We start from the raw sequence: 12,192 nt of genomic DNA on the forward strand, positions 1-12,192 counted from the left end.
TCCCGAGCAGCACCGCATGCGTGCCCGGCCTGCTCGAAAACCGGCCGGGGCGGGCATTGCTCCTGCGCGACCAACGCGCAATCCGCTCTGCCCTCCTCCGAATTCCTACGGGAGGAGGTCGTGGGCCAGTCCGGTTATCCGGTCCGAAGGCGCAACACCGAGTTCCCTCAGGAGCAGCGCGCGGTATTGCTGGTAGTGGCGAATCGCCGATCCGGTGTTCCCCTCATCGGCGTGCACTTCCATGATGATGCGGTGCGCGCTCTCGCGGATTGGCTCAACCGCCACGGCAGCGAGTGCCGCTTTCAGCGCGCCTATGTAGTGCCGCTGACCGCGGAGGTGGCGGGCCACCCCTTCCAGGGCGTGGAGGCGGATCTGCTCCCATTGTTCGCGGGCCACCACCAGCCAGTCGTCAGTCCAGTCGGGCAACAGCTCGCGGCTCAACGCGTCGATCAGCTCCTCATGGCCGAGCTCGACCGCCTGTGGACTCTCCATCACCTTGCGGGCCAGGGATCGCGCGGTGTGCAGGTCGACACCAACACCTTCCGCGACGCGGAGCCGAGGCCCTTCGCACTGGATGACCGTGGTGCCGCCGATCCGCCGCGCTCGCCACAGCGCTGACCGCAGGTTTCCCGCGGCGCGGTTGCGAGAGCTGGCGGGCCAGAGGTGCTCGCCTGCAATTGCACGGTGCAGACCATCCGGTTCGAGCGCGAGCAGGGCCAGCAGCCGTTGCGCGCCAAGCGGCAAGGATGTTCTCCGTCCGGCGTAGGAGCATTCGAACCTCCCGAGCACCCGGATGTGCGCGCCCTCCACCCCAGTCGTCATTGCTTCCCCCCACGCGATGCGTCCTCGGGGAAACTATGTCCTGCGGATGTCGCAGGGACCACACGATCATGTGGGTGCGAAAACCAACGCTGCGTCTTCCCCGCGTCACCGCTGCGCGATCCGCCCGTCGTACCACCAGCGCAAACGAGTGCGATGCCGCACTACGTCCCACGCAACAGCGGTCTCGGGCACGCGCTGGACCACAAACGCGTGACGACCGGTTGACGCGCGTGCGATGCCCCGGCAGACGGGGCAGGAAGAGCCTGTTGCTGCGAACGCCAGGAAGTGCTGCGGCGACGCGTCCACGGAATTGAGGTTCGATCGACCGCTGCGAGGCCCGCTCGGAACCGCGGCACTACTCGGTGACGACCGGCTCGATGGAGGACACGAAGCGATGCTCGCTCTGCACAAGGACAGCCAGCTACCGCTACCACCGGAGACCCGCGGGACTTCCTACCTGGCGGTGACCAGCGAAGTGCTCGCGACGCGCGCGAGCGAGCCCGCTCGATGGCACGTCGAGTCAGACTCGGACCTCCCAACCGCGTGGATCACGATCGCCCATGAGCGCGTCCACCTGCGCGAGCAGGGGTGGAAGTTGCATGTCTCCGCGAGTCCCTGGTCAGCTGAGCAGGTGCTCCGGCACGCGCTCCCGGTCCTCTTCTCCGAGCCGGTGTGCCTGAAGATCGCCGCGGCTCCAGAGCTCCTCGCCGGGCTCAACGACGGCACCCACGGGATGCTCAGCCAGATCGGCAAGTTCATCACCGTCTACCCCACCGATGACGAGCAAGCGGTCCGCCTGGCAGTCGCGCTGCACGAGCAGACCAGGGGCCTCGGAGGTCCCCCTGTCCCCTCCGACCGGCCGCTGGAACGGGGCAGCCTGGTCCACTACCGCTACGGCGGGTTCGGCGCGCTCCACGTCCAATCACCGATCGGCGAGGTCACCCCGGCAGTGCGAACCCCAGCAGGTGAGCTCGTCCCCGACGTCCGCACCACGGCCTTCACGCCCCCGGACTGGGCCGTCGATCCCTTCGTGGAAGCCGGTGCTGCCGAGGAGTTGCCGACTCGCTCCCTGGTGGTCGACGACCGGTATGCGATCGCGCTTCCGCTGCACCACTCGCCACGGGGCGCCGTGCACCTCGCCCTCGATGCGCGCACCGCGGACAGCTGCATCCTCAAGCAGGCATGTCGTGGCGCCCAGCCCACTCCGGACGGGAACGACGCGCGCGATCGGCTCCGGCGCGAGGCAGCTGTCCTCGAGTCCCTCGCCTTGGATGGCCGCGCGCCCAAGGTGATCGACCTGGTCGAACACGACGGCGACCTGTTCCTCGCGATGGAGGACGTGCCCGGGGAGACGCTGGAAGAACGCGTGTCGCGGGAATCCCGTCGCGGTGGGACGTTGTCCAACGCCCAGATCGTGCACTACGGCTTGGAACTGGCTTCGGTGCTGGGGCAGGTCCACGCCTCGGGCTTCGCGTACCGCGACCTCAAGCCCACGAACGTCATCGTCGGGCCAGATGACCGGCTCCGCCTCGTTGATTTCGAGATGGCCCGCGAGCTCGATGGGGGCGGCAACACCTTCCCCGGGTTCGGGAGCTTCGGCGTCGGCACCCGCGGTTACATGTCCCCGCAACAGGCGCGGGGCGACCATCCCGCCATCACCGACGACGTGTACGGCTTCGGGGCGCTGCTCTTCTTGATGGCCACCGGCGCCGAACCCTCACGCGCACCCCATCCGATGACCTTGCTGGACCGCCCCCTCCACCGCCTGAACCCGTCGATCGGCGCCGACCTCACCGAGCTCGTGCGGCGATGCCTGGACCCGGACCCGAGCGCGCGGCCCTCCACGATGGCCGCTGTCGAGAAGGCCTTGCGGGCGGCCAACCGGCCCTCCCCCGCCGTGAAGTCCGGGTGGGAGGACCTCGCGGAGTTCCACGCCCACCGGGCCGCTTACCGGGACGCTGCCAGGCGCCTTGCCAATTCCCTTTGCGCGGACGCCCGCCCGGCACCCGGTGCTGCCGGGCTGGTCTGGATCAGTCCCCACAAGCTCGCGAGCGGGTCGTGGTCCCGAGATCTCTACGTTGGCAGCGGCGGCGCGCTGTTGGCCTTGGCCGAACTCGTGGCCCACTTCGACGATCCGGACCACCGCCGCACCCTGGCGGAGGCAGCGCGGTGGCTCGCCCGCGCCCCGCGCCCGGGTGGCGCTCCGGTGACCGGCCTGTACGTCGGAGAAGCGGGAATCGCGGCCGCCCTGCTGCACGCGGGGCAGGTGCTCGCCAGCGACGAGCTCACCTCGGAATCCCTGAACCGCGGAGCTTGGCTCGCCACCCTCCCGTTCGCCTCCCCGGACCTGATGAACGGAACCGCCGGGCGCCTGCGGTGCCACCTCCTGCTGTGGCGCGCCACCGGTGCGGCGGAGCACCTCGACCACGCTGTCACCGCCGGGGATCGCCTGCTGGAAACCTCCAGTGATGCTGGCGATCGTGAGCTGTGCTGGGTCATCCCACCCGGCTACAAGGACATGAGCGGCACGGCCCCGCTCGGGTACGGGCATGGTGCCGCCGGGATCGCTGATTCGCTCCTGGACCTCTTCGAGGAGACTCGGGATGACCGGTACCTGCACACCGCCGAGGCTGCTGGCCGCTGGGTCGCGAAGCACGCCATCCCGGCGCTCAACGACGGCAGCGGACTTGCGTGGCCCATGTGCGCGGGCGGCGACCCCATGCCGCCCTACTGGTGCCACGGTGCTGCTGGCATCGGACAGTTCTTCCTGCACGCCGACGCCCTGGACGTCCTCCCCGAGTCCCACGCCGTGTGGACAGCAGCTGCGCGAGCCACCGCGCGCGGTGCGCGTTGGGCGGGTCCGACGCAGTGCCACGGCCTGTCCGGCAGCATCGAGTTCCTGCTCGATGCCCACCGAGCCACCGGCGGCACCAGCTACCTCGCGGAAGCTGACTCGCTGGGCCAGCTGCTGATGGCGTTCCGCTCGGACGACGGCGGAACGCTCCGCTGGCCCTCGGACTGGCCATGGGTGCACGGCCCCGACTACATGCTCGGCTATTCCGGCGTGGCATTAGCACTTCTCCGCTTGGCAGAACCGGAAGCCCTCTCCCCCGTGCTCGCAGCAGAGCGTTTCCGAACTCGAGCCAGTCAGGACAGGAGCAGCGCCGCAGTCGGTGACGACACGACTGCGAAGCGCGGAGGGGGAAGGAGGTCCGTTCGGGCCTCCAGAACGGCAGGAGAACCGGGAACACGAGAAGGAGCAGGACGATGACGACTGGAACCACGTCGGACCCGCACGACGAGTACACACCGCGTCAGCGGTTGTCCGCGATCAAGGCCCGCGCCGAGATCGACGCCGCATACGCCGCTGAAGTCCGAGCCAACCCGGGCGAAGCCCTGCGGGCCGCCGGGTTCACCGAGGGCCAGGCCCAGGCACTGACCACAGCACAAACGGCATCCGACAACCCAGCGGTGGTGCTGGGCGCGTGCTTCGACACGACCTGCGCCATCAGCATTTGCCCGCCCACCTGTGTGGTGAGCATTCCTGGCATCCCGGGAGTGTGCAAGGGAGCTGGCGGCGGAGGCGACAGCTGCGGCCTCTTCTCGATCTTCTGAGCAAGGGCGCTGCGACCCGCGTTCGGCCGGAGCCGCTCGGGGCGGACGCGGGTACCGCCCCCTCCACCACCCAACCTGATCCGGCAGCCACGACCCACCGCTGCTGGCTGCGAACAGCTGAGGACGTGCACCATGACGAACAGCCACGAAGACACGGCTCAGAACAAGCTCGACGCCACGCCCGATGACCTGCTGGCGGCCCATCGGGAACGCGGCGATTCGGGCTTCGAGACGGGCAGGGTGATCGCTACGTTCAAGACTGGCGCCTTCGACCACGGAGTCCACGCACTCCGCAACGCCGGTTGCCGAGTCGCCGACGCCCGGGACTTCACCGGACAAGCTGTCGCGGCGGCCGATCTCACGCAAGCAGATGCCCTCGTGCTGCCGATGGTGGGAGCCGCAGTGCTGACCGGAACGGCCCAGGGGCACGCGCTGCAGGTGGAAGACGAGCAGGGCAGCCCGATCGCGGTGTCCGAGCCGGAGCGGTTCGCCTTCGCCACGCGCGGGCTCGAGGACACCTACGCGGAGTACTTCCGCGGCTTCGCCCACGCGGCCGAGACGATCGCCCAGCACGTCCAGGCCACCACCTCGGAGGTGGTTGAAGAGCAGGCGCAGGTCCTCGGTGTGACCTGGGGCCTTCTCAGCTGCCAGGTTCCGCAGAGCGCACAGACCGGCGGGGGCGTCTCACTGGCGGTCCTGGACACCGGCCTGGACCTCGGCCACCCGGACTTCGCCGGCCGCCAGGTCACGAGCGAGACGTTCGTCGGGCAACCCGTGCAGGACCTGCACAGCCACGGCACGCACTGCACCGGCACCGCGTGCGGTCCACTTGACCCGCCAGGCGGCACGTCCCGGTACGGGATCGCCCACCAGGCCGCCCTCTTCCCCGGCAAGGTCCTGTCGAACTCCGGCAACGGCACCACCGGCGCCATCCTCGCCGGGATCAACTGGGCCATCGCCAACCACTGCGAGGTCATCTCGATGTCCCTCGGCGTGCGGTCGTCCGTGCAGGCCGCCTACAGCGCAGCGGGCGCGGCGGCGCTCAACAACGGCCTGCTGATCGTCGCGGCTGCCGGGAACGATGGCGCGCAGACCGGTGCTCCTGCCAACTCGACGACCATCATGTCGGTCTCCTCGCTGGACCCGACCACACTGGCTCCGTCGAGCTTCTCCAACTTCGGGAAGGTCGATGTCGCTGCGCCCGGCCGAGATGTGTTCTCGTCGGTGCCGATGCCGCGCCGCTACGGAACGGAGAGCGGAACGAGCATGGCCGCACCACACGTGGCGGGCTGCGCAGCGCTGTGGGCGCAAACATCGCCGAGCCTGCGCGGGCTGGACCTCTGGCGCAAGCTCGGGAACACCGCGAAGCCCCTCCCGCTCCCAGCGTCCCGCGTCGGGGCTGGGCTGGTCCAAGCGCCGTGATCGCCGCTCGGTCGCGGGCGCGGGGGTGTGCGGCGTGGTCTCCTGTCAGCTGGGGAGGAGCGGACGTTGGCACTGCGCAGGTGGGTCGTCACCGTTGCGAGCGGTCGGGCACTGACCGACGTCGCTTCGGCGCTCGCTGGGCACGGGTTCACCGACATGCAGCTGCACGACCAGATCGGCGTGATCGTCGGTGCGGCCGAGGAGGACGTCGCCGACGACGCCCGCGCGGTGAGCGGTGTCCTGGACGTCTCCCCCGAGGGCCAAGTCGACGTAGGTCCCCCGGACGCCCCGCTGAGTTGGTAGACCGGGCGGGCGGAGTGTGGCACCCCTGCTCATGCGGGTACTCGCTGGCATGGGGAAGGGCAAGAAGGACTACGAGCGCGACTACACCCACCCGCAGCTGCGGGAGCGGTTGAAGGAGGAGGTGAAGGCCTCCGACAAGGGCGGCGCGGCCGGGCAGTGGTCGGCCCGCAAGAGCCAGCTCCTCGCGCAGGAGTACGAGAAGCACGGGGGCGGTTACCGGCACCCGCAGCAGCGGACCTTTGCCCAGCGGAGCCTGGAGGAGTGGACCGAGCAGCGCTGGCAGACCGAGTCGGGGTCGGCGCAGGCCCGCCACGGCGAGGAAACCGAGCGCTACCTGCCCGAGGGGGCCTGGGAGGAGCTGTCGCCGCAGGAGCGTCGCGAGACCCAGCGGGCCAAGCGGACCGGGTCGCGCCAGGGCGAGCAGCACACGGCGAACCCACCGGCGGCCAAGGGCGCGCGCAAGGCCGCCGAACTCGACGCGCTTCCCGCCAAGGAAGCGGTGAAACGCGCTCGCGCACTGTCCCCACGTGAAGCGGAGCAGGCCTTGCAGCACGAACGTGAGCACAAGGCCCGCAAGACGGTCCTGCGCCAGCTGGACAAGGTGACCCACCACGGGTGACCGCACGCACCGGAGCACCCCGCCGAACCCTGCCACGGCGATCCAGAGGGGGAAGAAGCATGTTTTTCCACGTACAGCGGATGATCAACGAGATCGTGCCGGACGAGCCCGATCCGGCGGCGGCGAACGCGCTGCAGGAAGGCCTGGGCGGTCAGTTCGGCGAGATGCGCACGATGATGCAGTACCTGTTCCAGAGCTTCAACTTCCGAGGCGCGGAAGCGAAGCCGTTCCGGGACCTGCTGCACGGCATCGGGACCGAGGAGATCAGCCACGTCGAGCTGATCGCCACCACGATCGCACGCCTCTCCGACGGGTCGCCCCGCTACCAGGGCTCCCCGACCGACCTCGACGAGCCCGCTGCCGGTGGCGGGACCCCGTTGTCGAACGCCCTGAACGAGGGCAACATCCACCACTTCCTGGTCGGCGCGCAGGGCGCCCTGCCGGTCGATGCCGTCGCCAACCCGTGGATGGGTTCGTACGTGTACAACAGCGGCAACCTGGTGCTGGACCTGCTGTACAACCTGATGCTCGAGTCGACGGGGCGGCTGCAGAAGTGCCGGATCTACGAGATGAGCTCGAACCGGACGTTGCGCTCCACGGTGGCGTACCTGATCGTCCGCGACCACGCGCACGAGAACGCCTACGCCAAGGCCCTCGAGAGCCTCGGTGTGGACTGGGGGAAGACGCTGCCGATCCCCAAGACCAGGGCCGAACGGTACCCCGAGGTCGCGGCCCTGCTCGAACAGGGGTTGGAGAACAAGCAGTACACCTTCAGCCTGGACCACCTCTCCGAGGCCGGGAAGATCTTCCGCGCGGCGTCCCCATCGGACGATGACAAGACGCTGAGCACCGCGCAGGCGCCGGAGGGCGTGCCCATCGACATCGCCGACCCGCGGCCCGAGGAGTTCGCCCCGGGCCTGGACCCGGCGCTGCTGGAACGCGTGCAGGCCGCTGCGGAGCAGGAGATCGCCCAAGCCGACGAGCCCTGGCGCTACGGACCGACCCAGTAACCCGCTTCCTCATGCGGGGTTCCCGGCGGTGGGCCCCACCGCCGGGAACCCGTTGTCGCCGGCTGCACCTGCGCACGAGCCTGCCCAGCACCCCCTGGTGCACCAAGGGATGCTGGGCGCCCAGCTGCTGCGAGAACTCAGCGCGCCGCGTCCGGGTTCTCCATCAACTCCTTGAACTTGTCCAGCGCGCGCTCGACCTTCTGCTGCGGATCAGCGAACAGCGTCGCCACCGCGTCGGCCACCGCCCCACCCGGCGGCTCGTACTTCAGGCTGACCTCCACACCGGTGGAGTCTCCGTGGTCGTCGAAGCGCACGGCACCCGCGGTGGCCACGGTGTTGGACTGCTCGGTGCCCTGCTCCACCGACTTCCAGGCCACCTTGCGGCCGGGCTCGTCCTCGACGATCCGCGCGTCCCACTCGACGTCCTTGCCAGCGGGCCCGGAGACCACCCAGTGCGTCGTGTCGGCTTCGCCGCTGCGCGGCTCCACCTTCTGCACGTCCGGGAAGATCAACGGCATGTGGGTCAGTGGCCGCCACCAGTCGTAGCACCGCTGCGCAGGGGCCTGGATCTCCAAGTAGTGCGCTGCTGAACCCATGGGAACCTCATTCCGTTGGCTCGGCTTCCGGTGCCCCTGAACTACCCACCCGATCCCAGGGCAAACACCTCGGCGAACGGGCTGTGCCAGCGACGGCCACCCACCGCGTCGACCGGTCATCCGGGTTCGGGGCGGACCACGACGACTGGGCAGGGTGCGTGGGTCACGCAGTGCTGGCTCACCGAGCCCAGCAGGGCGCCTGCGAAACCACCGTGGCCGCGGCTTCCCACCACCAGGAGGTCGGCGTGCTGGGCACGGCCCGAAAGGGCCCGCGCCGCCCGGCCTCGGACCACCTCGCGGCGCAAGGGCACCGAGGTCGGTTGGGCCGCCGTGGCGTCCTCGACGGCTTGGCGGAGCCGGTGCCCGGCGCGCTCCTCCGAGTCCTCGTCGGAGATCACCGGGGGTGCGGGGACGGGTTCGACGTACGTCGGCGGCGTCCAGGCGATCAGCGCGGTGACGGCGCCGCCGCAGTGCTCGGCGTAGTCCAGCGCCCACCGCAGGGCGGCCCGGGACCCCGGTGAGCCGTCCACACCGACGAGGACCTCCCGCATCGCGCTCCCCACTGGCGTCAGGTCTTCCGGCGGCCGTGCTCCGACAGGGCTTGCAGGCGGCGCCGGTACTCCTCGTCGTCGATCTCACCGCGCGCGTACCGCTCGGCGAGGATCTGCTCCGCGGACGCGGTGCTCTGCTCGCCGCGCCCGGACCGGCCGAGGTAGCGGACCAGCGCGATGATGGCGACGATGATCAGCGCCCAGAACAGGACCGTGCTCACCGCCATCACCGCCATGCCCCACATGCTCGGGCCGTACCCGTCCCAGTAGTGCATCGCCTTCTCCCCTCCGGCGGTCCCGTCACCGCACCACGAGCACCGGGCACGGGGCGTGGTACACCAGCTGCTGGCTGGTCGAACCCAGCAGCAGCCCGGTGAAGCCTCCCCGACCGCGGGTGCCCACCACGACGAGTTGCGCCCGCTCGGCGTGTTCGAGCAGCGCCCGAGCCGCCGGGCCGTGCACCACCACGCGTCGGACCGCCACGTCCTGGTACTTCTCGGACCACCCGGCCATCGTCTCGGCGAGGAAGCGCTCCTCCTCGGTTCGCACCTCGTCCGCCTGGCCGTGGTCGCGGAAGCTCCGCCAAGCGCGTCGGGAGCCCACCTCGTGCCACGCGTGCACGGCGATCAAGAGCACGCGGCGCATCGCGGCGGCTTCGAACGCGGCCGCCAGCACCCGCTCCTGGTCGTCCCGGCCGTCCACGCCGACGACCACCGGCGCGGCCGAGTCCACCTCGGCGGGCGGTCGGCGCACGACCGCGACCGGGCAGTGCCCGTGCGCGGACAGGTCCACGGCGACCGATCCCACGATCAAACCCGTGTAGCCACCGAGCCCGCGGCTGCCCACCACCACCAGTTGCGCCCGCCGGGACTCCTCGATGAGCACCGGAGCCGCGCTCCCGGTGCGGGAGGTGGTCCGCACCTCCAGGTCGGGTGCGGTGGACCGCGCCTCGCGTTCCGCTTGCTCCAGCCAGGTGCTGGCCTGCCGGGCCATCGCCTCGCTGTAGGACTCCGGCAGCGGGATCGTCGGCAGCTCCGGCAGGTACACCAGCGCGAAGACGTCGGCGAAGACGACCCGCAGCGGGGCCCCGCGGCGGGCCGCCTCGGCTGCCGCCCAGCGCACTGCGTCGAGGGCCGACGAGGACCCGTCGATCCCGACCACGACCGGTTTCCCCGCAGGACTGCTCATCACTGCTCCCTGCTGTTCCCAGGCGGCGGAGCGCCGCGCACCGCAGTGTCGACAGTTCCGCACCGCTCGCGGCCCCGGGTAGGGCTGATGGTCACCAGCTGGCCACGCACGCCACCGGCGGCGCTCGGGCCGAACGCGGGCTCGTTGAGCACCCCGACCAGGAACTCCCGGCCGGATTCGACCACGGGCTGCACGACCACCCCGCGGAAGCGGCGCCGAAGCGCTCCAGGTGCGTCCAGTGCTCGCGGAGGTCGGCCACCGTGGTCACCGCGGTGCGCAACCGCCCCGCCCCACCCCCGGAGCACGGCAGTGCCCAAGGGCCCCGCGCGCCACGCACCGCAGGGGATTCCGGGCCGATCGCCCCTCCCCGACGGCGGCCGCGCGAGGCAGAGTGACGACCGCGTCCAAGCGGACCAGCCACCCTCGTCAGCCAGCGGAGGAAACCATGCGAGTCGAGGACGCCTACCACCCAGGAACGCTGACCTGCGACGCGGCGGATCCGCTCGTCGACGTCGCGGTGAAGATGACCACCGGCCACGTCGGCGCGCTCGCCGTGCTCGACGACGACCGGATCACCGGCATCATCTCCGAACGCGACCTCGTCCGGTCCCTGGCCGAGCAGGCCTACCCCCGGCACACCACGGCCACCGCGTTCGCCACCCACCAGCTCGAAACGGCCGACTGCGACGAGGACACCCGGGACGTCGCGCGCCGGATGCTCGACGCCGGCATCCGCCACCTGCCGGTGAAGAAGGGCGGCACGGTCGTGGGGGTCATCTCCATGCGCGACCTCCTGGCGATCGAAACACGGCTCTGACCGGTCGCACCGTCATTCGGCCTGGATGCTCCAGCCATCAGTGGCGAGCACCACCACGGCGAGAGCTGCGGAGAGGAAGAACGCCGCGCTCTCGTTGAACAGCAGGCACAGCAGCGCGAGGAGCACCGCGCCCAGGGCCAGCACCCAGCGGGGTGTCAGCCACGCCCGGATCCCTGCTAGCGGGCGTTCCTGCGCCAGGTGCTGCACGAGGTTCGGGTCCGATGCGCGGAGCTCCCGTTCGATCTCCTCGAGCCGACGTCGTTCGTGAGGTCGAAGCATCGCGCCTCCTCCCGCGGGTCCGTTGCGGTCAGGATCGCGGTGCCGCGGCACAGCCAACAGGGCAGATCGGCCCGGTCGTGGTCGGGCGCCTGGCTCAGGCCCGCAGGACCGCAACGGGGCAGGGGCGCGGTTCACCGCAGCGTGGCTGACCGAGCCGAGCAGCGCCCGCCGGACGCGTCCCCGACCACGGCTGCGCGGGGTTCGACCTGTCGGAGTCGTCGCGGCGCGCGGTCCGGTGGGCGGCGCGGGAGGCGTCCAGCCGTCGCCGACCGCTGCTGCTGGTGCACGTGCTCGCCTGGCCGTTCCAAGCACGCACCCCGATCCCGGTGCCGGGTGAAGGTGACCTGCGGGAGCGCTGCAGCATTTCTCGGAGCGCGAGCTCGCCGAGTTGGTCGAAATGTGCCGCGAGATCGATGGTGGCTCGCCCCGCCACGAGAACCACCTCCTCCGCCAAGGGCGCTCCCCTCAGCCCGGGCCGGTGGCGTGCTCGCCCACCACCCCAGCGGGCACGACCACCACTGGACACCGCGCCCGGTGGATGCAGCGCAACACCGTGCTGCCCAGCACCGCTTCGGCCACGCGCCCGCGCCCGTTGTCTCCCAGCACCAGCAGCGCAGCATGCGCCGACCTGTCCGCCAGGACCTCGGCGGCGTCGCCCTCGACGAGCTCCGCGTGGACCTCCGGAGACGACGCCGCACCCACGCACTCACGCACCAGCCGGTTCAGCTCCTGCCAGTGCTGTTCGCGCACGTGGTGCGGCGCCAGGCCCGGTCGCATCAGCAGCGGCGCTGGCCCGGCGGTGACCGCATGCGACTCCCACACCCCGAGCGCGTACACCGCGACGGCGCGCCGGCGCCCCTCCTCCAGCGCCCAGCGCAAGGCCCGCGCGCTGGCCGCCGACCCGTCCACCCCGACCACGATCGGTTGCCCACCGGTCATGACGTCCGCTCACACCACTCTCTCCCGGAGA

The 12,192-nt window shown here is 70.7% G+C and carries 15 protein-coding genes and 1 pseudogene; 8 read left to right on the forward strand and 8 right to left on the reverse strand.

The genetic code is table 11. The annotated features are described in order from the left end of the window. Positions 1–105: 105 nt before the first annotated feature. On the reverse strand, positions 106–822 hold the full coding sequence (locus ABT324_RS02310; RefSeq protein ID WP_351170255.1) for an AfsR/SARP family transcriptional regulator: 717 nt from the start codon (positions 820–822) through the stop codon (positions 106–108). Between the two features lie 394 nt (positions 823–1,216). On the opposite strand from ABT324_RS02310, the gene lanL reads away from it, so the two are divergent. The 6 genes from lanL to ABT324_RS02340 all read left to right on the forward strand — a co-directional run bounded on the left by lanL (position 1,217) and on the right by ABT324_RS02340 (position 7,791). Next, positions 1,217–4,093 carry a class IV lanthionine synthetase LanL gene (gene lanL, locus ABT324_RS02315; protein ID WP_351170258.1) on the forward strand — a complete coding sequence of 959 codons (2,877 nt, stop codon included), beginning with the start codon at positions 1,217–1,219 and terminating at the stop codon, positions 4,091–4,093. Continuing rightward, positions 4,090–4,437 (forward strand): hypothetical protein, encoded by a 348-nt coding sequence (locus ABT324_RS02320; RefSeq protein ID WP_351170261.1) that lies wholly within the window; start codon positions 4,090–4,092, stop codon positions 4,435–4,437. Before lanL ends, ABT324_RS02320 begins: the two co-directional genes overlap by 4 nt. A 132-nt stretch (positions 4,438–4,569) precedes the next feature. After that, a complete protein-coding gene (locus tag ABT324_RS02325) occupies positions 4,570–5,859 on the forward strand; it encodes a S8 family serine peptidase (protein WP_351170264.1) in 1,290 nt (429 codons plus the stop codon). A gap of 66 nt (positions 5,860–5,925) precedes the next feature. Further along, positions 5,926–6,162 (forward strand): hypothetical protein, encoded by a 237-nt coding sequence (locus tag ABT324_RS02330; RefSeq protein ID WP_351170267.1) that lies wholly within the window; start codon positions 5,926–5,928, stop codon positions 6,160–6,162. Between the two features lie 49 nt (positions 6,163–6,211). Then, positions 6,212–6,781, forward strand: coding sequence for a hypothetical protein (locus tag ABT324_RS02335; protein WP_351170270.1), 570 nt, complete (start codon positions 6,212–6,214; stop codon positions 6,779–6,781). Between the two features lie 59 nt (positions 6,782–6,840). After that, positions 6,841–7,791, forward strand: coding sequence for a manganese catalase family protein (locus ABT324_RS02340; protein WP_351170273.1), 951 nt, complete (start codon positions 6,841–6,843; stop codon positions 7,789–7,791). A gap of 137 nt (positions 7,792–7,928) precedes the next feature. Here ABT324_RS02340 and ABT324_RS02345 read toward each other — a convergent pair whose 3' ends face one another. From ABT324_RS02345 to ABT324_RS02365, 5 genes are all read right to left on the reverse strand, one after another. Beyond that, entirely contained in the window at positions 7,929–8,387 is a 459-nt protein-coding gene (locus ABT324_RS02345; protein ID WP_351170276.1) for an SRPBCC family protein, read from the reverse strand. 116 nt (positions 8,388–8,503) lie between these two features. Further along, positions 8,504–8,938 carry a universal stress protein gene (locus ABT324_RS02350; RefSeq protein ID WP_351170279.1) on the reverse strand — a complete coding sequence of 145 codons (435 nt, stop codon included), beginning with the start codon at positions 8,936–8,938 and terminating at the stop codon, positions 8,504–8,506. A gap of 17 nt (positions 8,939–8,955) precedes the next feature. Further along, positions 8,956–9,213, reverse strand: a complete 258-nt coding sequence (locus ABT324_RS02355) for an SHOCT domain-containing protein (RefSeq protein WP_351170282.1) — start codon at positions 9,211–9,213, stop codon at positions 8,956–8,958. Between the two features lie 25 nt (positions 9,214–9,238). Further along, the gene (locus ABT324_RS02360; RefSeq protein ID WP_351170285.1) at positions 9,239–10,126 is read right to left on the reverse strand and encodes a universal stress protein; all 888 of its coding nucleotides are present in this window, start codon (positions 10,124–10,126) and stop codon (positions 9,239–9,241) included. Then, positions 10,126–10,326 (reverse strand): hypothetical protein, encoded by a 201-nt coding sequence (locus ABT324_RS02365; RefSeq protein ID WP_351170288.1) that lies wholly within the window; start codon positions 10,324–10,326, stop codon positions 10,126–10,128. The genes ABT324_RS02360 and ABT324_RS02365 overlap by 1 nt, the downstream gene beginning before the upstream one ends. Positions 10,327–10,571: 245 nt before the next feature. Here ABT324_RS02365 and ABT324_RS02370 point away from each other — a divergent pair, with 245 nt between their 5' ends. After that, positions 10,572–10,943, forward strand: a complete 372-nt coding sequence (locus tag ABT324_RS02370) for a CBS domain-containing protein (RefSeq protein WP_351170291.1) — start codon at positions 10,572–10,574, stop codon at positions 10,941–10,943. 12 nt (positions 10,944–10,955) lie between these two features. Here ABT324_RS02370 and ABT324_RS02375 read toward each other — a convergent pair whose 3' ends face one another. Then, positions 10,956–11,222, reverse strand: a complete 267-nt coding sequence (locus ABT324_RS02375) for a DUF3040 domain-containing protein (RefSeq protein ID WP_351170294.1) — start codon at positions 11,220–11,222, stop codon at positions 10,956–10,958. 206 nt (positions 11,223–11,428) lie between these two features. Here ABT324_RS02375 and ABT324_RS02380 point away from each other — a divergent pair. Beyond that, positions 11,429–11,509 (forward strand): annotated as a pseudogene (locus ABT324_RS02380) (hypothetical protein); the annotation flags it as partial. A 178-nt stretch (positions 11,510–11,687) separates the two neighbouring features. Here the strand turns inward: ABT324_RS02380 and ABT324_RS02385 are convergent. Then, the gene (locus ABT324_RS02385) at positions 11,688–12,161 is read right to left on the reverse strand and encodes a universal stress protein (protein WP_351170297.1); all 474 of its coding nucleotides are present in this window, start codon (positions 12,159–12,161) and stop codon (positions 11,688–11,690) included. Positions 12,162–12,192 lie beyond the last annotated feature (31 nt).

The sequence above is a fragment of the Saccharopolyspora sp. NPDC000359 genome (assembly GCF_040300525.1).
In the GTDB taxonomy this organism is placed as follows: domain Bacteria; phylum Actinomycetota; class Actinomycetes; order Mycobacteriales; family Pseudonocardiaceae; genus Saccharopolyspora.

Bases quoted from the DNA above. Each gene is read 5' to 3' on its own strand.
- ABT324_RS02310 (WP_351170255.1), bottom strand. From the start codon at position 822: ATGACGACTGGGGTGGAGGGCGCGCACATCCGGGTGCTCGGGAGGTTC.
- lanL (WP_351170258.1), top strand. From the start codon at position 1,217: ATGCTCGCTCTGCACAAGGACAGCCAGCTACCGCTACCACCGGAGACC.
- ABT324_RS02320 (WP_351170261.1), top strand. From the start codon at position 4,090: ATGACGACTGGAACCACGTCGGACCCGCACGACGAGTACACACCGCGT.
- ABT324_RS02325 (WP_351170264.1), top strand. From the start codon at position 4,570: ATGACGAACAGCCACGAAGACACGGCTCAGAACAAGCTCGACGCCACG.
- ABT324_RS02335 (WP_351170270.1), top strand. From the start codon at position 6,212: ATGGGGAAGGGCAAGAAGGACTACGAGCGCGACTACACCCACCCGCAG.
- ABT324_RS02340 (WP_351170273.1), top strand. From the start codon at position 6,841: ATGTTTTTCCACGTACAGCGGATGATCAACGAGATCGTGCCGGACGAG.
- ABT324_RS02345 (WP_351170276.1), bottom strand. From the start codon at position 8,387: ATGGGTTCAGCAGCGCACTACTTGGAGATCCAGGCCCCTGCGCAGCGG.
- ABT324_RS02350 (WP_351170279.1), bottom strand. From the start codon at position 8,938: ATGCGGGAGGTCCTCGTCGGTGTGGACGGCTCACCGGGGTCCCGGGCC.
- ABT324_RS02355 (WP_351170282.1), bottom strand. From the start codon at position 9,213: ATGCACTACTGGGACGGGTACGGCCCGAGCATGTGGGGCATGGCGGTG.
- ABT324_RS02360 (WP_351170285.1), bottom strand. From the start codon at position 10,126: ATGAGCAGTCCTGCGGGGAAACCGGTCGTGGTCGGGATCGACGGGTCC.
- ABT324_RS02370 (WP_351170291.1), top strand. From the start codon at position 10,572: ATGCGAGTCGAGGACGCCTACCACCCAGGAACGCTGACCTGCGACGCG.
- ABT324_RS02375 (WP_351170294.1), bottom strand. From the start codon at position 11,222: ATGCTTCGACCTCACGAACGACGTCGGCTCGAGGAGATCGAACGGGAG.
- ABT324_RS02385 (WP_351170297.1), bottom strand. From the start codon at position 12,161: ATGACCGGTGGGCAACCGATCGTGGTCGGGGTGGACGGGTCGGCGGCC.